Genomic DNA, 24,438 nt, shown 5'->3' with positions numbered 1-24,438 from the left:
ACAATTCCAATTTATATAAGGCGGCAAAGAAATATAAAAATATTACTTTTTTGAGGGTGACAAAAATAGTACTAAAATTTCTAAAAAGTTCTATATACCGCACTCGTTTAAAACCTGTACAATGAGAGTATAAAAAGCATAGTCTTTATTATTTTAGTTTTTAATTAATAATTTGGAGGTAACAAGAATGAGCAAAGAAGCAATCATGGAAAAAGCAAAGCAGTCAATCGTTGAAGCTGACGAAGATATCGCTATGGAAGCCCTGGCTGAAGCTGAAGCTGAAGGTGTAGATCTGGTTGAATTACTGAGCGACGGATATTCCGCAGGTATGAAGGAATTAGGCGACCTGTTCGGAATGGGAGAAATCTTCCTGCCAGAACTGATCTTCGCAACAGAAGTTATGAAGGCAGTAAGTGCTGAAATCGAAGGCAAGATGGACATGTCCGAAGTTAAATCCGCTGGTACTTTAGTAATCGGTACTGTAGAAGGAGACGTACACGACATCGGTAAAGGTATCGTTGCATCCCTGGTTAAGACCAATGGTGTAGAAGTGATTGACCTAGGAAGAGAAGTTCCTGCACAGAACTTTGTTGATGCTGCAATCGAGCACAACGCTGAATTTGTAGGAAGCTCTGCTCTTTTAACTACTACAATGACAGTACAGAAGGACATCGAAGATGCGCTGAAAGAAGCTGGCATCAGAGATAAAGTTAAGACTATGGTAGGCGGCGCTCCTGTAACCAATCGTTGGGCAGAAAAAATCGGTGCTGACGCTTATTGCGAAGACGCTTCCGATACAGTAAACTTCATCATGGACTGGATTGCAAAACTGTAAGCCGGACAACCGTAACTGATAGTAACTGAATAAATATTGGAGGTAAGTGAGATGGGTAAATTTATCCACGAAACTGACATCACAGGATATAACATTTTATCCAATGATGATTTAGACGCACTTCACGAAGCGACCCTCCAGCTGATGGAAGACTACGGCCTTCAGATGCATGGAAAAGAAGCGTTAGACATCTTAGCCGGCGCTGGCTGTGAAGTTGATTATGAAAACGACAGAGTAAAATTCCCTAGAAATCTGGTAAACGATGCAATCGAAAAATGTCCTGCAGAGTTCACTCTTTGCGGTAGAACTCCTGACAAAGATACTTTGATCGGTGGTAAGAAAGTTGCATACAAGAACTTTGGTACAGGCGTATTCATCTTTGACCCTTACACAGGAGAACTGAGAGAATCCACCAAAGAAGACCTGGGAAATGTAGCAAGATTCATCGACGCGATTCCTGAAATCGACGTATTCTCTATCGCTGTAACAGCAGGTGATGTAAACCAGAAGGTTCGTTCCCTGCACGAAGCAGAAGTTGTATTCAACAACTTGACTAAGAACTTTGCGCACGACCTTGAGGGTGTAAAGAATACACAGAGATTTATCGACATGGCGGCTGCCATTCAGGGCGGTTATGATAAGCTGAGAGAAAGACCGATCGTTGCGATGGGCGCTTGCCCGAACAGCCCGCTGGAAATCAATGAAAATGAAACCAGCATCATCATTCTGTCCGCTAGACACGGTCTGCCAATCGACATTCTGTCCATGGGGCTTTGCGGCGCTACCACACCGGCAACTCTTGCAGGTACACTGGTTTGCACCAACGCAGAAATCCTGGGCGGTATCGTTTTAGCACAGATTGTAAACCCTGGCAACAAGATTCTCTACGGATCTTCCACGACTATCATGGATATGAAGACTGCACAGTCTCCAGTCGGTGCGCCTGAGCACGCAATGTGTTCCGCAGCTGTAGGTCAGCTGGGTCACTACTATGGAATTCCTACCAATGTAGGCGGTACATAGGCTGACGGCAAGTGCTTTGACGTACAGTTAGGACATGAAAAGACCATGACTAACATGCTGCCTGCACTGACAGGAAGTAACGTCATCTATGGTATGGGTATGATGGAAATGGGTATGACCATGAGCTATGAACAGCTGTTGACCGACGCAGAAATCGTAAGAATGACGAGAAGAATTCTGCAGGGAATTCCTGTAAACCAGGATACAATGGCGCTTGACGTAATTAAAGCAGTAGGACCTGCTAACAATTACTTAGCACATAAGCATACCAGAAAGTACATGAGACAGGAACTGTCTACGACACAGTACATCGACCGTACACAGAGAGAAACCTGGGAAAAGAAAGGCGCTATGACGATGACCGAAGCGACCAGAGCTAAGGCAATCGACATCTTAGAAAATTATAAGCCGGAGCCGCTTCCAGAAGATGTTAAGAAGAGGATTCATGACATCGTAGTTGAAGGGGAAGAAGAAGCTGAAGAATTAGCTAAGTTTGAAGCGAAGAAACACTAATCCCGTTTAAGATTTTTTTTCAAATGAATATCACAGGAAAGGAAGGATTCGATATGGCTGAAGAAAAGAAATACTTTACCCGTATGGGTGACGGTTCCGTCGTATACATGACAGAAGCCGAAATCCGTGCGGACATGGCTGAAGGTATTGCTGATGCTGTAAAGAGAGGCAAAATTGACCCTCTTACTGATGAAGAAGTCGAGCATCTTTACGATATCATCACAATGCCGGGCAGTATCGTTGGCGTAGAACCTGGAAAACAGATTGTACTGACCAATGACTCCGGCGCTTACAAATTAAACATCAAGAGCCAGATTCCTATCGTAAAGGACAATGAGGTTCTCATTTACGAAAGATGTCTGGGTGTTGACTCTGTAGACGTTGGTAACTCCGACTACAACTACAAGACTGCAAAAGGCGTTGCGCAGCGTGAAGCTGGCGCCCTGAAGCAGGCTTTGAACATCAGTACTATGCCGTTGTTCTACGGTGCTATGACTAACCTTGGTTTCTACACGAAACCAGATGGTCCTGTAGAAAACTGGGCAGAACTGTTGCCGCTGGGACAGATCAAAGAAGCAATGGCTGCGCAGGAAGATGCAATTCCGCACGCAGTAAAAGATATCGTATACGTTGCAAAACAGATGTACGATGTTGGTGCTGATGGTATCAACTTAGATACTTCCGGAGCTGCTGGCGACGCAGACTTCTTAGCTGCTCTGCAGGCTTGCGAAGAGATTAAAAAACAGTTCCCAGATATGGGCGTTGAAATCGGTATGGCGGGCGAATTCGTACTGGGTATGCACGGCAAACTGAAATACGACGGAAAGAGACTGGCTGGTCTTTATCCGCATGACCAGGTTAAACTGGTAGAAAAAGCTGGCGCAAGCATCTTTGGTGCAGTAGTAAACACCAACTGCAACAAGACTTTCCCTTGGAACATTGCAAGAGTTTGCACATTCATCAAAGCTTGTACTGCTGTTGCAAACATTCCGGTACACGCAAACGTTGGTATGGGTGTATGCGGCGTTCCAATGGTAGAAAATATGCCTTCTGATATGATTTCCAGAGCCGACAAAGCCTTAGTAGAAATAGGCAAAGTCGACGGGTTCTAGGTAGGCGTAGGTGACCCTGTAGGAGCTGAAGCTACACACTCAATTTGTGCTGGTATGGGCGGCGTTCGTACTGCCGGAGATCTGGTATTACGTATGCAGCTTGCTGAAAAGATGAAAATCGACGAAGCCAAAGCGTATGTAGCTGAAAAACTCGGCGTATCTCTCGATGAATTACATGACATCGTGACTATGACCGATAAGAGAACTGACCTTGGTCTTGGTCTGACACACGTTGAGCCTTGCGCAGAAGAAAACAACGGTATGGCAGCTAAGTTCAGAATCGCTGAAGTTCTTGACATCAAGATCAACTCCGTTGAAAGATTCAAAGAAAGAGCCGGCATTAAATAATCAGAAGTTTCTTTGACCGAACAGTCTGCAAGGAGTAGGCTGGACGCAAAACAACAGTCTGATTGAGTAGACGACTCAAATTACAAAAAATATAAAATGGAATAGGTTTGCAAGGAGTAAGCCTATTCCATATTATTAAACTTGAAATTACTGAATTTTAGAATAGTTCAAATTCAGTAACCTGTTGCAATATGATAAGATATGTGAAGATAAAACGCAGCTGCTAAAATAATCAGCAGAAAACAGAGAATAATCTTACAAAAATTCTATAGCAAATTCTAAATTTGTGTGATAGAATAAGAAAGACTATAAATTTGTTATTTTTCTATTCACACGTATGTAAAGGAGGCGCATATTTGGATAAGCAGGATTTATTCAGAAGAGCGAAAGATGCCATTGTTGATGCTGATGAGGCAAAAGCTCTGCGTATTATCGAGGAGGCAAAGAACGCAGAATTTGATCTCCTGGATTTACTGCTGTCTGGGTTTGGTGCCGGCAATGACGAGATAGGTTCACTATTTGATAGAGGTGCTCTGTCTCTGCCTGAATTGATCTACGCGGCAGAAGTGATGAAGAGTGTGACAAACACAATTCTAGATTTATTAAATGAAAATGAAAGACCGGTTCCTGAGAAAAGAGGAAGAATCTTACTGGCTACCGTAGCGGGTGATGTACACGATATAGGCAAAGGTATCGTGGCTTCTACCTTGCGGACAGCGGGATTTGAGGTAATCGATCTTGGGTGCGAAGTTCCCGTTGAGACGATTATTGAAGAGGCCAGACGATATAAAGCAGATATTATAGGCACCAGTGCGCTGCTCACCTCTACTATGACAGAACAGAAGAAGCTGGAGAAGCTTCTGATGGAAACCGGCGAAAAAGAAAGCTTTATTACCATGGTTGGAGGAGCGCCGTGTACACCGCGCTGGGCTAAGAAAATTGGCGCCGGCGGCTACAGTGAAGATGCCATTGAAGCGGTTAAGGTAGCACTTCAGCTTATGAAAGAAAAAGAAGAGCAAGAAAAGAATTCGTAAATGTGGAGGAAAATAAAATGGGCAAAGAACTTATTTTTCAGGCGCTGAGACATGAAGAAACCAAGGAACTTCCTTGGGTGCCTTTTGCAGGTGTGCACGTTGGTAAACTGAAGGGCTACACTGCAGAAGAAGTTTTAAGAGATGAAGACAAATTGGTAGAATGCTTGATTGAAGCAAACAAATTATATACACCGGATGGACTTCCTGTCATCTTCGACCTGCAGGTTGAAGCAGAAATTCTGGGATGTGACCTGATGTGGGCTGAGAACAATCCGCCTTCAGTAAAGAGCCATCCGCTGGCAGCAGAAAAGACTATCCCTTGCAAATGCAAGATTCCTACAGAAAATGACGGCAGACTTCCTATGATTCTGTCTGCTATGAGAAGAGTCAAAGAAGCAATTGGTGAAGACACTGCGCTGTATGGTCTGATTTGCGGACCATTCACTTTAGCATCTCACCTGCGCGGTACTGATATCTTTATGGATATGGTAGGGGACTCCAACTACGTAAAGGAACTGGTAAACTATTGTGCTGAGGTTTCCATCGCTATGGCTAAGATGTACATCGATGCTGGTATGGATGTTATCGCAGTAGTCGACCCGCTGGTATCCCAGGTATCCCCTAAGCACATCGAAAAGATGCTGTCTGATGGATTCAAAGCAGTATTTGACTATGTAAGATCCAGAGGTGCTTACTCTGCATTCTTCGTATGTGGTAATGCTACTAAGCAGATCGAAGTAATGTGCAAGATGAACCCGGATGGCGTTTCTGTTGACGAAAACGTTAACTTGGCAGAAGCTAAGAAAGTTACTGACCAGTACAACGTTACTATTGGTGGTAACATTCCTCTTACTACTACCATGCTGCACGGTAATCAGGAAGACAACATGAAGGGTGTTATTGACCTGATTGACTCCATTGATAACCATAAGAACCTGATTATTGCTCCGGGATGCGACATGCCTTATGATACACCGATTGAAAATACAATCGCTTGCGCACAGGCAGTGAAGAATCCTGACAGCACCAGAGAATTAATTAAAAACTACGAAACTGTCATCGATGATTCCAACATCGAAATTCCTGACTATGAAAACCTGGATAAGGTTCTCATCGAGTTGTTCCTGCTCGACCCTGAACAGTGCGCAGCCTGCACCTACATGCTGGCTTCCGTAGAAGATAACTGGGATGATCTGAAGGATATGGCAGAATACAGAGTATACAAATACTTCATCAAAGATGATATCGCAAGAACCAGAAAGATGGGCATTGCAAATCTGCCGACTATGTGCATTAACGGTGAGCAGAAATATATTTCCATCATCCCTTCCAAGGATGAATTAGTTGCATCTGTAAAAGAAGCACAGGCTAAATTAAAGAAATAAATCACTTTGAATGATTGGTAAGGTGGTAGGCCGGTGGTCTATCACCTTATTATTTTGTTCAGCGAGGCAAGGTATGAAAAATCAAAAAATATCTATAGAAGAGGCGAAAGCGTTTCCTCTGGCAGAGAAGCGCTTTATCAGAACTTGCGGTTTTAATCTGGAAACAGAAAAGCATCAGCGCATGATGAAGATGGGCATGGATGTGAGAAACCAGGGGATAGACGGCATCAAAATCGATGCCCTGGTGTCATATTATGGCAGTGAAGTTTATCACGACAGCAAGGTGCAGGTAGGAGATACGCAAGTCTACTGCAACTATTTCGAACAGATTCCCAAAGAGTGGGTAGAGGGTGTTTACTTCTATATGCTCACCGTTGGTGAATGTCTTTTTTCCAGTGAAGAAAATATAATGGATTTTTTATATGCTGATATTTGGGGAACGAATTATGTAGACGCTGGCGTTGAAATCTTGAAAACAAGACTTCTAGAGGATTTGAAGCAGAGGTTTCCAAAGCGAGATCTGTATTTATCCGATGAGTTTGGTCCGGGATACTTCGGTATGCCGGTCATAGAATCCAAAAAATTTTTTAATATATTGGACGGAGATTCCATCGGGGTTTGGGTGAAGGACAGCGGACTGATGATTCCGCAGAAAACTTGTGCTGGTTTATATTTGGTACTGAATAGGCAGGGGGTAAAGGCAGAACCGGAGTGTATGCAGTGTAGGGGCAATGCTTCTGGATGTCAATTTTGTGCAGTTAGAGCGGAAGCTGAGACGAATTAGAGGGAGGTAGCTATGAAAATTACTTTTTTACCACAGAACATAACTTGGGAAGCAGAAGCTGGCGAAACCATTTTGCAGGCAGCGGTGAAAGCCGGCGTAAATATAGACGGAAACTGTGCAGGTATGGGAACCTGCGGAAAGTGCAAGGTAAAGATTATTGAAGGCGATAGAGAAATCGTAAATGACCATCACCACAAACTGTCTGAAAATGAAATTGAGGCAGGGTGGAGACTGGCATGCTGTCATCCCGTATCTGAGGGCATGATCATCGAAATGCCGGAGTCTGAAACTACAGCTTCCAGAAAGAAAAAGCTGATTCATCTGCCGGAAGGCTTTGAAAAAGTGCCGCAGGTAGAAAAAATCTGTGTGGAAGTGCAGGCGTCTGACATCAACGATCAGAGAAGCGATGCGGAGAGAATGATTGAAGCGCTGGGCTTTGAAAACCTCAGCTGTACTTTTTCTGTAACGAAAAAAATCCCGGAAGTGCTTAAAGCTGGCAATCTGGTTACAGCAACTCTTCGCGGCGATGAAATGATTGATTTGGAAGCTGGAGACACCACTTCTGAAAATTACGGCGTTGCAGTGGATATTGGTACGACTACAGCGGTTGTTATGCTTTGGAATGTACAGACAGGTGAGATGATGGATGTTTCTGCATCTACTAACCCGCAGGGGGCATACGGTGCCGATGTTATTTCCAGAATCACGTTTGTAATGGAAAAAGAAGGCAATCTGGATGTGATTCACGACGTTATTATCGATTGTATCAATAAGGCGGTGGAAGGCTTTGCTGCGGAGCACCACTTTAACCCTGCAAATATATATCAGTACGTGGTAGTAGGCAATACGACAATGAGCCATATTTTCCTCGGTGTAAATCCTGCCCAGCTGGCGGTATCGCCGTTTACACCAGTATTTACTGAAGGTCTCTCTGCAAGATGCGAAGAGCTGGCGCTGACAGGGCATAAAGATGCGCAAGTACACGTGGCTGGCAATATTGCAGGTCATGTGGGCTCCGATATTACAGCGGGCATTATCACAAACGATTTGATGGACTGCGATAAAGGACACCTTTTTATCGATATCGGCACCAACGGTGAAATCGTACTGACCGGAAACGGAAGAGCGGTAGCTTGCTCCACAGCGGCAGGACCTGCTTTTGAGGGAAGTTCCATCAAACAGGGTATGCGTGCTGCAAGAGGCGCCATTGAGAGAGTGGACATTCTAAAAGATCGTGTAGAGATTGCGGTTATTGGCGATGCAGAGCCAATCGGTATTTGCGGATCCGGCATTATCGATGCTGTAGGTGAGCTGATTCGTACCGGTATCGTGGATAAATCAGGCAGACTTCTTGGAAGAGAAAAGCTGGCAAAGAAGGGCATTTCAGAAAATATCCTGAAACATATAAAAGAGGACGACAAGTCCAATGATTTTGTGTTATACTTTAGTAAAGACGGCAAAAGTGATGTAGTCATCACCCAGAAGGACGTCAGAGAAGTGCAGCTTGCAAAGGCGGCTATTTCTGCTGGCATTACGATTATGATGAAAGAAATCGGGATTACCAAAGATACTCTTGAAAAAATCAGTATCGCAGGTGCTTTCGGCAACTACATCAGAAACACCAGTGCAATCAATATCGGTTTGCTACCGAAAATTGCAGAGGAAAAGATTTACTCTCTTGGAAATTCCGCAGGTATCGGCGCTTCCATGATTCTCCTTTCAGAAAGAAGCAAAGAAGAAGCAGAGGTGGCGGCAAGAAGAATCGAGCATATCGAGCTTGCGGCAAGAAGCGATTTTCAGGATCAGTATATGATGGCAATGATGTTTTAATGTCTGCTTGTGAGAAAGGATTGACAAAAAAGACGAGACGGAGGAAATCATGTTAGATTTTAGCAGAAAAGATTATTCCAAAGAAGAACTGCTGCGTATCATGGCTTCAGATGACCCTGAGATTTTACAGGCTTTATTCAGCCAGGCGCGGAAAATCCGAAAGGAAGTGCAGGGTAATAAAATCTTTGCATATGGATTTGTGTATTTTACGACCTATTGCAGAAATAACTGCAACTTCTGTTATTACAGAAATTCTAACAAAATCGAGAGATACAGAAAGAATAAAGACGAGGTTCTTGCTATTTCAAAGTCCTTGATTGACTCCGGCGTCAATCTCATTGATTTGACCATGGGAGAGGATCCGCAATATCATGCTGAGGACTTTGAAACTGTCTGTCAGATTATTAAAGAGATAAAAGATGTTTATGATACGCCGGTGATGATTTCACCGGGTGTGGTAAATCACAATATTATCGATAAATTTGCAGAAGCAGGAGCGGATTTTTATGCGCTTTATCAGGAAACCCACAACAGAGAACTTTATGCGAAGATGAGAGTTGGACAGGATTACGATGCTCGTATGAATGCGAAGCTTTACGCGAAGGAGAAGGGGATTTACATCGAAGAGGGGCTTCTTGCAGGCATTGGCGAAACGAGCGAGGATATCGTGGATTCTCTTTTGACTATGGGTGAAATCGGCGCGAGACAGGTGCGCGTCATGAGCTTTATTCCCCAAGAGGGAAGTCCGATGGAAGACTGCAAGACTCCAGACCGAATTGAGGAGCTGAAGATTATCGCTCTGATGAGACTTTTGTATCCGAGTGCCCTGATTCCGGCGTCTTTGGATGTGGACGGCATAAGGGGCTTAAAGGATCGGATCAATGCAGGCGCTAATCTGATTACTTCCATTATTCCTCCTAAATCCGGCTTTATGGGGGTTGCCCACAGTACTATGGATGTAGATGAAGGTGGTAGAACTGTGGAAGAAGCAGCTTCTATTCTGGATGAAATGGGACTGCGAATTGCAAGCAAAGAAGAATACGAAGCATTCCTTCGGCAGGTGCGCCCATGAAGGTCGCAATTATCGGAGGAAAGCTGCAGGGAACAGAGGCGGTATATCTAGCCTCTGCCTGCGGTTTTGAGAGCATTTTAATCGATAGTAATCCGAATGTTCCCGCTGCCGGTCTTGCAGACCGCTCTATCTGCGGGGATATTACGGCCAGCGATGAAGCTGTGATAGCTGCCATGATGGAAGCGGACTTTGTGCTACCTGCCAACGAAAACGACCGAGTGCTTGAGGCGGTTTGCAGAATTTGCGAGGAAAAGGGTCTGCCCCTTGCTTTCGACAAAGCAGCTTATGAAATTACCAAATCCAAGAAAAAGTCGGACAGACTGTTTCTGGAAAACGGCATTCCGGCACCTCGCTATTACCCAAAAGGAAAGGCGCCGTATATCATGAAACCTTCAGGGGAAAGCGGTTCGGCAGGCGTGACTTATGCCCGCAGCAAAGAGGAGGTAGAGGCGTTTTTAGCAAAATGCACAGATCCTGAAAACTGGATTGTACAGGAGTATTTGGAAGGACCGTCCTATTCTATTGAAGTCATCGGTATTCCGGGCAATTACAGAACCTATGCGGTGACGCAGATTCATATGGATCAGTTCTACGACTGTTGCAAAGTGACCTGTCCGTGTCCAATTACAAAGGAGCAGGAAGCGAAATTTTCTGTATTGGGTAAAAAACTGGCGCAGCTTGTCAAGTTGCACGGCATCATGGATGTGGAAGTCATTGACGACGGCGAGGACTTTAAGGTACTGGAAATCGACGCCAGGATTCCGAGTCAGACTCCTATTGCTGTGCTGTACGCATCGGGAATAAACGAACTATCGGAACTTGCAGATATCATTGTAAAAGGCGAATTTGTATCGCCGCAGTGCGATTTGGGCAGATTCAGTGTCTATGAGCATTATCGCCGTGACAAAGGCGCAGTTGTGCAGGAAGGTGAACATATGATGAGCGATGCCGGACCGCTGGAGAAACGAATGGACTTTTGCGGCAGCAAAGTGAGTCTTCTCGACGAAAAAGAAAACGGAGATTTCTGCGGCATTTTTGTAAACTGGGCTGATTCAAAGGAGAAATTGGAAGCACAGAGAGAACAAATTTTGAGAAATCTAAAAACCTTACCATAAAATTAAAAAATATTGTTAACAAAACAATATTGGTTATGATACAATACTGGTAGAATGAATTTGAAAAAGTTGCAGAGGAGTGCTGATTATGGAGAAATTTACCGTAACACAGGCAGAAAGAATCGGAGAACTCAACGGCAGCAAAGAACTGATTGAAGCTGAGTTTGAAACAAAGGCGGAGCGTGATCAGGCTTTTCGCAAGGCTGAGAAAGAGTTGGTTCGTGAGAGTCGTGCCAAGATTAAGTCGCTCCTCGATGAGAAGCATATCACACAGAATATTCTAGTTGGCAGAAGTCTGGAAGACTGGCTGATGGGTGAAGGTTTTACCAAGGTGGTGACGCCTACCATTATCACCAGGGATATGCTTGCGAAGATGACGATTGATGAGTTTCACCATCTGTCAGAGCAGGTGTTTTGGCTGGACAAGAAGAGATGTCTCAGACCTATGCTTGCACCGAACCTCTATGTAGTGATGAGAGAACTTCATCGGATTACGGGAGAGCCTGTTAAGATTTTTGAGCGCGGCTCCTGTTTCCGAAAGGAATCTCAAGGAGCGCAGCACATGAACGAGTTTACCATGCTCAACTGTGTGGAGCTTGCCGCCATTCCAGAAGGCGGACAGCTTGAGGAAATGAAGCGCCTGGCAAGATGTGCCATGGAAGCACTGCAGGTGCCGGAAGATGAATATGAGTTTGTTGTGGAGGAATCCACTGTTTACGGGCATACTTTGGACATTGAGATTAACGGCATGGAAGTCGCTTCCGGCTCCTATGGTCCGCATTTTCTCGATGCGCAGTGGGGCGTGTTCGATACATGGGTGGGAATCGGCTTTGGCATTGAGCGTCTGACCATGGCGCTAAACAAAAGCAAGACCATCAAACGTTATGGCGGAAGTATCGCCTTTATTGACGGTCAGCCGCTGAATGTATAATTTTGAGATAGATAAGAGGAATTTCTGATGACAAGACTTAGAACCGAATGGATTACTTACATGCTGGATGGCATGGAGGAATATAACAGGGATTTAGCTGCTAAGACAGGCATGGATCTTGCTGCACTTATGGCGGATACTTTCTGTGTCAGCAAGTTCGATTTAGCTGCGGCACAAAAGAACATAAAAGTTGCTGTAGTTCCAATCACCCAAGGTGAAGGGATTATCGGAAGTTTCAGCGAGTCTGTGGCAGCCATTGTGAGATCCATGGGATTTTGCGCAGACGTAATGCCTAATACCGATGTAGACGGAATTTACGATGCAACTCTCGGTGGCTATGACGTACTGTTCTTTGCTGATGATATCCGATACTTAGCACTGAATATCCGTTCTGGAAAGGCGTCTGACAATAATTATGCTACAGCGCTTGGCTTTGTTAAGACTCTGCTTGCAATGATGAAAAGACAAGGTGAGAATATTGCTGAGGCAAAGATTCTGCAGATTGGCTACGGTATCGTAGGAAGAGAATCTGCAGCAATTTTAAAAGCAATGGGCATAGATTTTGACTTATATGACAACAATCCTGCTGCGATTACTGATTTTGAAGGAAAGACTATTTCTACAAAGGAAGAAATCAAGGATTATCAATATATTTTGGATTTTACCAATGAAGGTGAATGGCTGCACAGAGAAGATCTGCGTGCGGATGTCATTTACGCAAGCCCGGGCGTGCCATATTCCATGGATGAAGAGACAGCTGCAGCTTTTGAAGCGCAGTCTGTTCACGACAATCTGGAAATCGGCACAGCAATTATGCTCGGAGAAAGTTTGTTTGGTAAATAAAACTGATGTGGGGTGCGGATCGTATGGATCACATGGACTCTAAATCCATGCAGCCGGGTGAGACTCCCGGGCACCTCGCCATGAAGCCCTAGCCCGGTTTGCTGTGAAGCAAACCGTTGGCAGGTCTCACATCAGGCTTTCCCAAGAATGAGAAGCATGATTGGAAGAATGCTACGGTGAAAGCCGATTTTCATAAGGTTGTGCAAAATACGCTGGAGCCATTTGAAATGCAAAACTTTGAATGTAAGGGTTGTGCAAAATGAACAAGATTAGTTTAAAATGCACAACGCAACGAATCAAGGTTGTGCCAAAATGAGTGAAAACACCTAGCAATGCAAAACTTTATACACTGGGAATGGCGTAAAACGGACTAAATGTGCCTAATTGTAAATGCTAGCAGGGATAAGGTTGTGCAAAATGAATATAATTAATCCGAAATGCAAAACTTTGAAAGCTGGAATTGTGCAAAATGTACGAGATAAGCTGAAAATGCACAACACGGCAGCGCAGGATTGTGCAAACTAAGTGAAAATCATCAAATATACAAAACTGTTGCCGAAGAAAAGCGGCATTCTAACATAGAAGGAGAGTAAACCATGATTCAGATTGTACTGCTCAGTGGATTTTTAGGTGCTGGTAAGACTACCTTAATGCAGAGGCTGTTAGATACCTATCAAGAACACAAAATTGGTGTTATTATCAATGAGTTTGGCGAAATTAATATTGATGCAAAGCTTGTAAGCAGAGATGGTATTGATATTGCGGAACTGTCAAATGGTTCTATTTTCTGTGCTTGTATTAAAGACAAGTTTGTAGACGGGTTGATTGAGATGTCGAAAACCGACATTGAATATCTTTTCATCGAGGCGTCCGGTCTTGCAGACCCATCCAACATGGGCGACATCGTTGATGGAATTAAGAAGGATACCAACGATAATTACCTGATTAAAGGAAATATCTGTGTAGCTGACTCCTGCAACTTTTTGGAACTGGTAGAAGTGCTGCCAGCGCTGGAGAGACAGGTGAAGCATGCCAATGCAGTGATTGTCAATAAAATGGATTTGATTGATGACGAAACTTTTAAAGAAATTGCTGAAAAAATTGCTGAAATCAATGAGAGCACTAAGATTTATGCGGCAACCCAATGCGACGTAGATATTAAAGATATTGTAGATAACTTTGCGCCGAGCCTGGTGAGAAGCGAAGATACAACCAACACTTATGAGAGCAGACCGCAGACTTTTATCGTCAAGGCAGATCAGCCTGTGGAAAAAGAAAAACTCATCGCTTTTATCAAGTCTATTTCTGACAGCAGCTATAGAATCAAGGGGTTCTGTCAGACCATCGAAGAAGGCACGGTGGAAGTCAGCGGTGTGGTCAATAACTTGATTATTACACCGTGGAAGACTGAGGAAAAAACAGAAATCGTCGTAATTTCATCGGTAGGGATTAAGATGATGAGTCTGATTACAGAGAACGCAAAGAATATTCTGGAAGGAAGGTTCTATATTTAATGGCAGAGGCAAAGAAGAGGTACTATCGAAAAAACGTAGAACTCTTTGTTTTACTCAATAAGATGAAGCTATGGCCGGCGAGAAGCGGTCAGCTTCATGGAATTAGAGAGATTGATCTTGCGGGAAAGTACATTACCATTACGACCCATTGCGGAAAAAGCATGCGTCTTTACAATTCTCGTAATTCCAGGGCGGCAAGGTGGCTGAGGAATAAATGGGCACTGAAGCCGTGCAAGCAGTGTAAAGTTCCTGAGTGGAAGCTGGAAAAGTATTCTAAGACCATGTTTGATTCTCATTATGGAAGCGATTTAGTGCATAAAGAATAGGAGATTTTCATGTATATTGATATGGATTGCCCTTGTCAGGGCAAGAATTTGGATAAGTTATTACAACCATTGATCCTTTGCATTTTACTGCAGGGTGGCGATATGCACGGTTTTGCAATCCTGAAAGAAATCGGGAAGATTCCAAGGTTCGCAGACAAAGTACCTGATGCGACAGGTGTGTACAGATATTTGAAAAAAATGGAAAGCTCCGGACTTTTGACTTCCAAATGGGAGCTTGAGGATTTGGACGATGCGGGAAAACCTAAACGAATTTTCAGCATCACACCCGAGGGAAAGGGTTGTCTTGCCAACTGGGCGCAGGCGCTTTCTGATTATGAAAGCTATATTCATCAGCTGATTGAAATGATTCACCATTCGATTTAAGTGCATATAAAAAATTGAAAACGGAGCGCAATGCTCCGATTTTCGCTATATGAGTAAAAATAGGAGGAATTTTATGGCATACGTTTTACTGTATCTGACATGTATGATTATTTGTTATTTTGTTGCCAGCAAATTGCGCAATCACAGAGAAATCCTCAGTAAGATTATTAATGTGGTAACTTTAGCCAGCGTTTTTATGCTGGTTTTGATGATGGGGATGCGCATGGGCTCTAATGAAGAGATTATTGCCAGTCTTGGCACCATTGGACTGCAGGCTTTCATCTTTACTATTGTAGTTGTAATCGGCGGTGTTTTTTCAGTCATGGCGGCTAGAAAGCTGCTGGGAATTGATAAGTTCGGCAGATTAAAAGCGCAGGCAAAAGGTCAGACTAATGATGAAATCGCAGAGAGTGAAGCAGAAGCGGATACAGAAGAAGGCGGTGGTTCAGCGGCTTTGATGACCTGGCTGATTATCATTGCTGTGGTGCTGGGACTTTTGTTCGGTTACTTCTATCTTCGTGTCAATGTAGCAGATATTGATGGCTTTAATGATAAAGTGGGTAATGTAATGACTTTAGGGCTTTGCATTATGATAGGAAGCATTGGATTTGATATGGGGCTTTCGGGAACAGTCATTGCGCAGGTGAAGCATATTGGATTTCGGGTGCTGATATTTCCGGCGGCGGTTATCGTTGGAACGGCTGTTTCTTCTGTGATTATAAGCTTTTTTTTGCCGCTTTCGGTTCGTGAGTGTATTGCAATCGGTTTTGGATTTGGCTGGTATACCTTTGCACCGGTGGCGATTTCCAGTGCAGGTTACGTTATGGCGGGAGCAGTGTCCTTCATGCACAATGTCTTTAGGGAAACCTTTGGCATTATTCTGCTTCCGATTCTAGCAAAGAAAATCGGCTATATTGAGGCGTGCAGTCTGCCCGGTGTGGCAGCGGGGGATATGGGCTTATCGCTGGTGGAGAAGGCCTTGCGACCTGATATCGTAGTGTATTCCTTTGCTATCGGCATGTCGGAAAGCATTTTGATTCCGCTGCTGGTTACGATGGCGATCGGTGCATAAGGTAATTTGTAAATATATGTAGGAGTAAGAAATAGATGAAAGAAAGAAAAAGATTTACGGGAAGTGAAGAGTATGTCGCTTCAAAAGAGTTGATGAATGCAGTCAATGTGGCTATTGCACTGGAGAAGCCTTTGCTGATTAAGGGAGAACCGGGAACTGGAAAAACCATGTTGGCAGAAGCAATCGCAAAAGCGCTGGAAATGAAATTAATCATATGGGGTATTAAGTCCACCACCAAGGCACAGGAAGGGCTTTATGTCTACGATACTGTGCAGCGTCTATATGACAGCCAGTTTGGCGAGGGGGATGTGTCCGACATCAAACAGTATATTAAGCTGGGCAAACTAGGCGAAGCCTTTACGGCGAACGAACAAGTGGTGCTTCTCATCGATGAAATCGATAAGGCGGATTTGGAGTTTCCAAACGATTTGCTTTGGGAACTTGACAAAATGGAATTCTACATCAATGAGACAAAGGAAACGATTAAAACGAAACACCGGCCTATTGTCATTATTACCTCCAATGCAGAAAAAGAATTGCCTGACGCATTTTTGCGCCGGTGCATTTTTCATTATATCGATTTTCCTGACAGTGAAAAAATGGAAGAAATCATCAGGGTTCACTTTGGTGACATGGACAAGAAACTGGTGCATGCTGCCATGGAAGCTTTTTATGCAATTAGAGACATGCGGCAGATTCAGAAGAAGCCGAGCACATCAGAACTGCTCGACTGGGTACAGGCACTTTCTATCAGCGGCGCTTCTGTGGATGAAATCAGAGAACGGATTCCTTATATCGGCGTGCTTTTAAAGAAAAATCAGGACATCGATATAGTTAAAGGATACAGACATGTTTATTAAGTTCTTTTATTTACTTCGAGATAGAGGACTGAACATATCCTTGGATGAGTGGCTGTGTCTCGTCGAGGCTTTGGACAAGGGGCTTGCTATGAACTCTTTGCTGGAGTTTTATTATCTGTGTCGCAATGTACTGATAAAAAATGAGGCAGACTACGATAAATTTGATCTGGCATTTGCAGAGTATTTCCAAGGCGTAGAGACAGTAGAGGAAATCCCAGATGAACTTTGGCAGTGGCTGCATACAGAGGAGCGGGAGCGGGATATTCTGGACAGACCTGACTGGGCAAAGGAATATGATTTCGACAAACTGATGGAGATGTTTCGGGAAAGACTGGCTGAGCAGACAGAGAAACATGACGGCGGAAATTACTGGATTGGAACCGGCGGTACCTCTGCCATGGGGCATGGCGGCTACAATCCGTCAGGCATTCGTGTAGGCGGTTACAGCCGCCATCGAACAGCGGTGCAGGTTGCTGGAGATAGAAACTTCCGCGATTTCCGGCAGGATCAGTCGCTGGATACCAGACAGTTCCAGATGGCATTTCGAAAACTGCGTCAGTTTTCAACCAGAGTGGATATGGCAAAGACGGAACTTGACGTAGAAGGAACCATTGATGCAACTTGTAATAATGCGGGGATGCTGAAATTGGTCTATGAGAAGCCTCGTAAAAATACTGTAAAACTACTGCTGCTTATGGATTCTGACGGCTCTATGTCGCCTTATACCAATCTTTGCAATCAGCTGTTTCAGGCAGTGCATCAGTCGACCCATCTGAAAGACTTGAAAATCTACTATTTTCATAACTGTATCTACGATTATCTTTATACAAGTCCAAGGTGTCAGCATGGAGAGTGGGTAGAAACTGACTGGGTTTTCAATAATCTGGACAGTGAATATAAAGTGATTTTGGTAGGCGATGCCGCTATGTCACCTTATGAGCTCATCGCAAAGGGCGGCAATAACGACTGGAGTCTGTATAATGAAGAGCCGGGTATTCTCTGGCTGCAGAAATTTCCGAAGAGATATAAGAAGTGTATTTGGCTGAATCCAATCAAAGAACAGCGGTGGGAGCATGCTTATGGAAGTAGGACGATTCAAATGGTTCGTCAGGTTTTTCCTATGTTTGAGCTGACTTTAGACGGGCTGGATAAAGGGATACAGAGACTGCTGGTGAGATAAAAACCAAATAAAAAGATTCCCATTTGGGAATATAATTTGAAAAAAGAATAAAATATGCTATATTTAGAAAAGGAGGTGCGGCTATGGTAAAAAGAGAAGTATATTTGGAGCAGCTGTTTTCATGGAAAGATGAACAGGTTATTAAGGTAGTAACGGGCATTCACAGGTGCGGAAAATCCACACTGCTGAAGCAGTATCAGGCAGAATTGACTGCCCAGGGTGTATCGCAGGCGCAAATTGTTTCTGTGAACTTTGAAGAATTAGAATATGAGCACCTTCTTGACTATCAGGCATTATATCAATACTTGAAAGAACGTCTATGTGCTGATAAAATCACGTATATTTTTCTAGATGAAATTCAGAAAGTACCTTCTTTTGAAAAAGTGGTAGACAGCCTTTATGTAAAAGAGAACACAGATATCTATATTACTGGTTCTAACGCATATATGCTTTCTGGTGATTTGGCAACATTGCTGACCGGGCGCTATGTAGAAATATCTATGCTGCCTTTTTCTTTTCGAGAATATGTTGAGGTTACAGGGCTTTCTGATGAGCAGGCTTTTTCAGAATATATGAAAACCGGAGGCTTGCCTTATGTTGTTGCCATGAATCGCACCGATGAAAAAGTGGAAACATATTTAGAAGGCATTTATAATACTGTAATTATTAGAGATATTGAAGAGCGGCAGAGCCGCAAAGAAAAGTATTGCGGCATTCGCAAAATTACTGATATCGTATTGCTGAAAAGTATTGCGCAGTATCTTGCAAGTGTAATCGGCAGTCCGCTTTCTATTAAGAAAATAACAGATTATCTGATATCTTCCGGACGCAAAGTATCGCCCAATACAGTGAGTGATTACGTGGAGGCTTTAACGGAGTCGTTTATTTTCTACCCTGCAGAACGGTTTGACATAGTAGGTAAGCAGCTTTTAAAGGTCAATAAAAAGATGTATATGGTAGATTTGGGATTGAGAAACCATATTTTACCGAGAAAAAGATATGATATAGGCTTTTCCATAGAAAATATCGTATTCTTTGAACTGCTCCGAAGAGGATATAAAGTGACCATCGGGAAGAATGGGATGATGGAAGTTGACTTTGTAGCTCAAAAACAGGGTGTCATAACGTACTATCAGGTTACAGCGGATATGACAGCGGAGGTAACTTTTGAGCGGGAAATGAGAGCACTTAGGAGTATTCCTGATCATTATGAAAAGATAGTTCTCACGCTGGATCGTTTTTCTACGGGAAATTATGAGGGGATTAAAGTCGTCAATGTGCTGGACTGGCTTTTGGAAAAATAAGAAAAAAGGTATTATGCAAAGTGAAATAGTTTTACCTGCATAATGCCTTTTTTATGAGATTTTGCACAATTATTCTTTAGTTACGCAGACCGCCAGGATAAGTCCTACTGCAGCAAAGGCTGTAGCAAGGAAGCCCACAGCGGAGAATCCCTGTGCTTCAGAAGCAAAGAGTCCGAAAACACCTGAAAAGAGGGAGGAACCGATACAGCCCGCAATCTGAAAGCCTGTACTCATTACGGTGACACCATGAGGATTCTCCTGCGGAGAAAGTTTTGCCAGAGCAAAGGACTGTACAGGACCGATGATCAGTGCACTACCGCAGATAACAGGAATGTACAAAATTGCCAGCAGAATCGAAGATTCTGTGTGAACCAGAGAGAGTGCAGCGGTGCAAACTCCGATACAGAGGAAACCCAGCGGCAGCAGTACTTTTCCGCCTTTTTTATCATAAATCTGTCCTGCAATCGGTGCAATCACACAAGATAAACAAATAGCAGGGAACAGCACCATTGACGCATTGAACGGTGACATACCTATGCCGCTTTGCATAAACAATGGTATTACAATGTTCATTGCGAAGATAACCAGCAGGGAAATCATGTTGATGATAACGCCGATGGAGAATGCTTTGATTTTAAGCGGACTTAACTGAATAAGCGGCTCAGTCAGAGTTCCCTGTCTTTTAACAAAGAAGATCAGGAAGATAATGCCGATAATTGCAGCTAAAAGAGCGATGGTTACATTACCTGCTAAAACAGTAGAAATACCGTAAAGTATACCGATCAGTGCCAGACTGATGAAAATGACCGACAAAACGTCCAGCTTTGGATGGGTCAGTTTTGCGATATTCGGCAGAAGTACTGCGCCGCAAAGGAAGCAAAGCAGAGATAAGCCGCCGAAGACCCATAATAGCACATGCCAGTCAAAGAATTCTAACAGTGCGCCTGCAACGATGACACTGCTGGAAGGTCCCAGTGTTGTCATGGCTCCCATAATACCCATGAAAGTACCCAGTTTTTCTTTTGGAGCGACTTCCAGCGTGATATTCATGCCGATTGGAATCAGCATACCTGTACCCAGAGCCTGGACGATACGTCCAATGAGAAGAACTGAAAAATTGCTGCTGACAGCGCCAATAACACTGCCGACAATGAGAAGACCTACGGTAAATAAGTACAGTTTTTTAGTCGGAATGCTTTTATATGCAAAAGCAGAGACCGGAACCATGATTGCAGCGCCGAGCATATATGCGGCTGCCAACCATTGTACAGTGCCGACACTGACATGAAAATCTTCCATGACAGCAGAAAATGATACATTTAAGAACGTTTCGTTAAACGTTGCGAGAAAAGCAGAAAAGGCAGCAACAAAGATAATTAGTTGATACTTGGTTGTTTTTTCTTTGGCGCCAGATTGCGTCTTTGGGTTGTGTGTTTCAACCATTTCAAAACTCCTTTCGATTTTGACAAGAATAAACACACAAAACTAAACGCTTTTCAAAACTTCGGAAAGGCGCAGCGTGAGACAATAAAAAACACACGCTTAGCCTGTACCGTAATCAGATTTACGAGCGCTTGCTCTACGTGTGTCGTTTGCCATTTATATAATTGATAATATTATTTTAACAGATTTTAAAAATCGGGTCAAGTGTGGAAAAAATTGTAAATTCTTCCTGCGATATGATTGGGTTTAACTAAAATATCGGAAGACACCTTTGACCTTGCCAAGAACCTTGACGTCCTGCACGATAATAGGACTCATAGTGTCATTCTCCGGCTGCAGTCTGATGTGACCGTTTTCTTTGTAGAAGGTTTTGACTGTGGCTTCGCTTTCGAAGCCGTCAATCATAGCGACTACGATTTCGCCGTTTCTGGCAGTGCTTTGCTGTTCAACGAGAATCAGGTCGCCATCCATAATGCCTACATTAATCATACTCTCGCCGCAAACTCTGAGCATGAAATTGGAACCGCCTGCATACTGGGCAGGAATCGGAAAGGTTTCTTCTATATTCTGTTCTGCAAGGATCGGTGTACCTGCAGCAACTCTGCCGACTACGGGAACATCGATAATATCTTCGCGATGAAAGTCCTCTGCATAAGATGGTGCAGTGGAAGTCGAAGATTCTGATACCTCTTTCTCCATGTCGACAACCATAAGCGCTCTCGGTTTGGACGGGTCCTTCTTCAGATAACCCTGCTTGACAAGGCTTGCGATGTCCTTGTGAGCGGTAGAGGTGGACTTGATATTCAGAGCACTGCAGATTTCTCTGACCGTAGGAGGGTAGCCCTTGGTTCTGATCTCATCCTTCATAAAATCTAAAATTTTCTGTTCGCGTTCTTTAAGCTGATTCATAATACCCTCCGTTTATTTGCTTAATTGAAATTCTTTGTTCGTATTATATCATAAAACGAACAAAAAGTAAACATTTGTTCACGATTATTTAAAAATGATTTTGCAATTATGCAGAATAGATGATAAAATAAAAAAGCTGGCATTTGCTGCCGATACATTTTATCAGGAAATATATAAAGGAAAATTTTATGATTATCGTTACTCTTTGCAAATTACTGCTAGCGCTTACAGTTGGCTACTATTTGAACAAGAAAGACATATTTACAAAGGACGTGAATCAGAAGCTTTGCACTTTTGTCATTGATGTCTGTCTGCCGCTGATTATCTTAACCTCACTCAGTGAAGCCGATGGAGATATGAGCAAGGGTCTTTTGATCAAGTTTGTATTAACTGGCGGCGCATTTTACTGTGTGATTCCGTTTATTGCAAAGGCAATCAACGTAGTTACAAGAATCCCAAAGGAAGACCGAGCCGTCTACGAACAGTTTTACATCTTTGGTAACACGCTGTATATGGGATATCCTGTGACGGCATCCCTCTATGGAACTGGGTGCATTTTCCAGCTGAGCATCTTCCATTTGGGTTTTGATATTTTATACTATACCTACGCGAGATGGCAGATTTGCAAGGGTGCTGGTACAGCAAGCGAAAGACTTTCTCTGCGGGAGCTTTTGAATCCCGGAACGGTGGCTTCGCTTCTGGCGCTTGCCATGTTCTTTGGTGGGGTAAAAATGCCAGATGGCGCAGCGGAGGTGTGCAATTTTATCGGAGAGATGGCGTCACCTCTTTCTATGGTCGTAATCGGTGCAAATATCGGAACTTATTCCATCAAAAGTATTTTTCGCTGTGATAAGAAGCTGTATTCGGTTGCGGCGATTCGCCTTTTAGTATTCCCGGCGGCAGTTTATGCGGCGATGACTTTCCTAGGTTTTGAGGGTGTGTTTCGTGGTTCTGCTGTGATTTCTTTAGGAATGCCGGTTGCGGCTATGGTTTCTATGGGATGTACGGAACAGGGCTATAAGGAAGAATTGGCATCTGCCGGCGTAATTTTATCGACTTTACTGTCGCTGCCGATGATTCCGGTGCTTTTGACGCTGCTGGGATAAAAGTTATTTCAATCCCAGGCTGGTTAGCTTATAGTTGAGAGCCTGTTTTGTGATACCAAGTGCTTTAGCAGCCTCAGTTTTTGTCGGATAAGAGGCTAGGGTTTTTGTTAGAAGTTGTTTTTCGAAAGCTGCCAGGTATTCCTGATAGGTGCAAGGCTGCTTACTGCTGTTTTCAGGTGTGGTGCTAGCACGGTCTCTCATGTAGTCCGGTAGGTCATCTGCAGAGATGAATGCATTCTCAGTTATAGCAAAGGCTCCCTCAAGCATATTTCGCAGTTCACGGACATTGCCGGGCCAGTCGTGCAGATGGAAAAGACGTATCGCTTCTTCAGTAAGGCCGCAGATATCCCGGTTGAATTTTTTATTAAATTGATCAATATAGAATGCCGTCAGGTGGTCAACATCACCCTGACGGTCTTTTAATTGCGGAAGTTTGAAGGAGATGATGTTGAGTCTGTAGAACAGGTCGCTTCGCAGATGCCCTGCCGCAATTGCCGCAAAGGGCTCTTCGTTGATGGCAGCAATGATACGAACATCGACATGAATTGGCTGATGGCCGCCAAGGTGAAGCACCGATTTTTCTTCGATGGCTTTTAATAGTTTTGCCTGCAGCGCAATATCTAGGGAGTTGATTTCGTCGAGAAACAGCGTGCCCTGATCTGCAAGTTCGATGAGTCCTTTGCGTGTAACGGCGCCGGTATAACTGCCCTTTTCTGTACCGAACAATGTGCTTTCCAGAAGATTGGCAGGAATTGCGGAACAGTTCAGGGAGATAAAGGGCATGGGTGCACGGTTGCTGGAGTAGTGCAAAGCTTGTGCAATCAGTTCCTTGCCGGTACCGGTGCTGCCTTCAATCAGCACTGATGAATCCATATTACGTACTTTTATAATCTTCTGTTTTAGCTTTTCCATATCCGGGTCGATGGTAATAATATCATCGATCGTGTAGTTTTCAGCGCCTTTGCTTCGCCTACTGGAAAAATCCTGCACGCTGATATATTCGTTCTTGTATTCGTTGCCGATAAATTTAAGCGCAAGCGCAGCGCCAATGAGTTTTTTTTTATGATATAGCGGAAATACGCTGCTATAGCCTTTTACGTGGTCGCCTTTATAGGTGATGCCGTTTTCTTCATAGCCAATGATCGGCTGACCGGTCTTTACAACACTGTATACTTCGCTATTTTCTTCGCTGGCAGATGGGAAAATTTCAAAGAGATGTTTGCCGATGATTTCGTCGGCAGTAAAACTGTAAGTATCTGGATTGGTGATTTCACAATATCTGCAGATACAATCTGTATCAAAAATGGTAAGCTCATCGAAAAAATTCTGCATTTGAAAGACAGAACGAGCGATTTCTTCATAACGCATATCAGCAACCTCCGATTCGATCAAGAGTAAAAAATTATATTACTATTATAAAGAAAATTGATACGAAAGTAAACGGATATCTCAAGATTATGGCTGAAAATACTGATTTTTTGTTTGGCACGGAATTTGCGCTATATTACAGTAACG

20 protein-coding genes and 2 pseudogenes are annotated in these 24,438 nt (G+C 43.6%); 19 read left to right on the top strand and 3 right to left on the bottom strand.

Going from position 1 to position 24,438, the window contains the following annotated elements:
• Window positions 1-187 precede the first annotated feature (187 nt).
• The 18 genes and pseudogenes from V1225_RS13105 to V1225_RS13020 all read left to right on the top strand — a co-directional run bounded on the left by V1225_RS13105 (window position 188) and on the right by V1225_RS13020 (window position 19,465).
• Entirely contained in the window at window positions 188-835 is a 648-nt protein-coding gene (locus tag V1225_RS13105; RefSeq protein ID WP_160200605.1) for a methyltransferase cognate corrinoid protein, read from the top strand.
• 51 nt (window positions 836-886) lie between these two features.
• A pseudogene (locus V1225_RS13100) lies at window positions 887-2,371 on the top strand (trimethylamine methyltransferase family protein).
• A 23-nt stretch (window positions 2,372-2,394) separates the two neighbouring features.
• Window positions 2,395-3,831 (top strand): annotated as a pseudogene (mtbB, locus tag V1225_RS13095) ([dimethylamine--corrinoid protein] Co-methyltransferase).
• Window positions 3,832-4,187: 356 nt separating this feature from the next.
• On the top strand, window positions 4,188-4,865 hold the full coding sequence (locus tag V1225_RS13090; protein ID WP_251613681.1) for a cobalamin-dependent protein: 678 nt from the start codon (window positions 4,188-4,190) through the stop codon (window positions 4,863-4,865).
• A gap of 17 nt (window positions 4,866-4,882) precedes the next feature.
• A complete protein-coding gene (locus tag V1225_RS13085) occupies window positions 4,883-6,250 on the top strand; it encodes a uroporphyrinogen decarboxylase family protein (protein WP_160200600.1) in 1,368 nt (455 codons plus the stop codon).
• A gap of 73 nt (window positions 6,251-6,323) precedes the next feature.
• On the top strand, window positions 6,324-7,034 hold the full coding sequence (locus V1225_RS13080; RefSeq protein WP_251630596.1) for a hypothetical protein: 711 nt from the start codon (window positions 6,324-6,326) through the stop codon (window positions 7,032-7,034).
• Between the two features lie 12 nt (window positions 7,035-7,046).
• On the top strand, window positions 7,047-8,864 hold the full coding sequence (locus tag V1225_RS13075; RefSeq protein ID WP_251630595.1) for an ASKHA domain-containing protein: 1,818 nt from the start codon (window positions 7,047-7,049) through the stop codon (window positions 8,862-8,864).
• A 49-nt stretch (window positions 8,865-8,913) separates the two neighbouring features.
• A complete protein-coding gene (pylB, locus tag V1225_RS13070) occupies window positions 8,914-9,936 on the top strand; it encodes a methylornithine synthase PylB (protein WP_160200597.1) in 1,023 nt (340 codons plus the stop codon).
• Window positions 9,933-11,051, top strand: coding sequence for a 3-methylornithine--L-lysine ligase PylC (gene pylC, locus V1225_RS13065; RefSeq protein WP_160200596.1), 1,119 nt, complete (start codon window positions 9,933-9,935; stop codon window positions 11,049-11,051). The genes pylB and pylC overlap by 4 nt, the downstream gene beginning before the upstream one ends.
• Before the next feature lie 88 nt (window positions 11,052-11,139).
• Complete coding sequence (gene pylSc / locus V1225_RS13060) at window positions 11,140-11,982, top strand: pyrrolysine--tRNA(Pyl) ligase large subunit (protein WP_161909202.1); 843 nt, start codon at window positions 11,140-11,142, stop codon at window positions 11,980-11,982.
• Window positions 11,983-12,009: 27 nt separating this feature from the next.
• Complete coding sequence (pylD, locus tag V1225_RS13055) at window positions 12,010-12,825, top strand: 3-methylornithyl-N6-L-lysine dehydrogenase PylD (protein ID WP_160200594.1); 816 nt, start codon at window positions 12,010-12,012, stop codon at window positions 12,823-12,825.
• A gap of 596 nt (window positions 12,826-13,421) precedes the next feature.
• The gene (locus V1225_RS13050) at window positions 13,422-14,339 is read left to right on the top strand and encodes a CobW family GTP-binding protein (RefSeq protein ID WP_160200593.1); all 918 of its coding nucleotides are present in this window, start codon (window positions 13,422-13,424) and stop codon (window positions 14,337-14,339) included.
• Entirely contained in the window at window positions 14,339-14,665 is a 327-nt protein-coding gene (gene pylSn / locus V1225_RS13045) for a pyrrolysine--tRNA(Pyl) ligase small subunit (protein ID WP_160200592.1), read from the top strand. The genes V1225_RS13050 and pylSn overlap by 1 nt, the downstream gene beginning before the upstream one ends.
• A gap of 9 nt (window positions 14,666-14,674) precedes the next feature.
• On the top strand, window positions 14,675-15,049 hold the full coding sequence (locus V1225_RS13040) for a PadR family transcriptional regulator (RefSeq protein WP_160200591.1): 375 nt from the start codon (window positions 14,675-14,677) through the stop codon (window positions 15,047-15,049).
• A gap of 73 nt (window positions 15,050-15,122) precedes the next feature.
• Window positions 15,123-16,121, top strand: coding sequence for a lysine exporter LysO family protein (locus V1225_RS13035; RefSeq protein WP_338546766.1), 999 nt, complete (start codon window positions 15,123-15,125; stop codon window positions 16,119-16,121).
• Window positions 16,122-16,156: 35 nt separating this feature from the next.
• On the top strand, window positions 16,157-16,981 hold the full coding sequence (locus V1225_RS13030; protein ID WP_338546764.1) for a MoxR family ATPase: 825 nt from the start codon (window positions 16,157-16,159) through the stop codon (window positions 16,979-16,981).
• Window positions 16,971-18,161 (top strand): VWA domain-containing protein, encoded by a 1,191-nt coding sequence (locus tag V1225_RS13025; RefSeq protein WP_338546762.1) that lies wholly within the window; start codon window positions 16,971-16,973, stop codon window positions 18,159-18,161. Before V1225_RS13030 ends, V1225_RS13025 begins: the two co-directional genes overlap by 11 nt.
• 83 nt (window positions 18,162-18,244) lie before the next feature.
• A complete protein-coding gene (locus tag V1225_RS13020) occupies window positions 18,245-19,465 on the top strand; it encodes an ATP-binding protein (protein ID WP_338546760.1) in 1,221 nt (406 codons plus the stop codon).
• 69 nt (window positions 19,466-19,534) lie between these two features.
• Here V1225_RS13020 and V1225_RS13015 read toward each other — a convergent pair whose 3' ends face one another.
• Together V1225_RS13015 and lexA are read right to left on the bottom strand one after the other, a co-directional pair.
• Window positions 19,535-20,908 (bottom strand): MFS transporter, encoded by a 1,374-nt coding sequence (locus V1225_RS13015; protein ID WP_160200586.1) that lies wholly within the window; start codon window positions 20,906-20,908, stop codon window positions 19,535-19,537.
• Window positions 20,909-21,154: 246 nt separating this feature from the next.
• A complete protein-coding gene (gene lexA / locus V1225_RS13010; RefSeq protein ID WP_160200585.1) occupies window positions 21,155-21,817 on the bottom strand; it encodes a transcriptional repressor LexA in 663 nt (220 codons plus the stop codon).
• A gap of 188 nt (window positions 21,818-22,005) precedes the next feature.
• On the opposite strand from lexA, the gene V1225_RS13005 reads away from it, so the two are divergent.
• Entirely contained in the window at window positions 22,006-22,923 is a 918-nt protein-coding gene (locus tag V1225_RS13005) for an AEC family transporter (RefSeq protein ID WP_338546757.1), read from the top strand.
• Between the two features lie 3 nt (window positions 22,924-22,926).
• On the opposite strand, the gene V1225_RS13000 is transcribed toward V1225_RS13005, so the two are convergent.
• Window positions 22,927-24,291, bottom strand: coding sequence for a sigma 54-interacting transcriptional regulator (locus V1225_RS13000; protein WP_160200583.1), 1,365 nt, complete (start codon window positions 24,289-24,291; stop codon window positions 22,927-22,929).
• Between the last annotated feature and the right edge of the window lie 147 nt (window positions 24,292-24,438).

It is taken from the genome of Emergencia sp. JLR.KK010 (genome assembly GCF_037018265.1).
GTDB classification, from domain to species: domain Bacteria; phylum Bacillota; class Clostridia; order Peptostreptococcales; family Anaerovoracaceae; genus Senimuribacter; species Senimuribacter intestinalis.
Note: the sequence above shows the minus strand (reverse complement) of the source record. Positions and strands in the feature narration are given on the sequence as shown.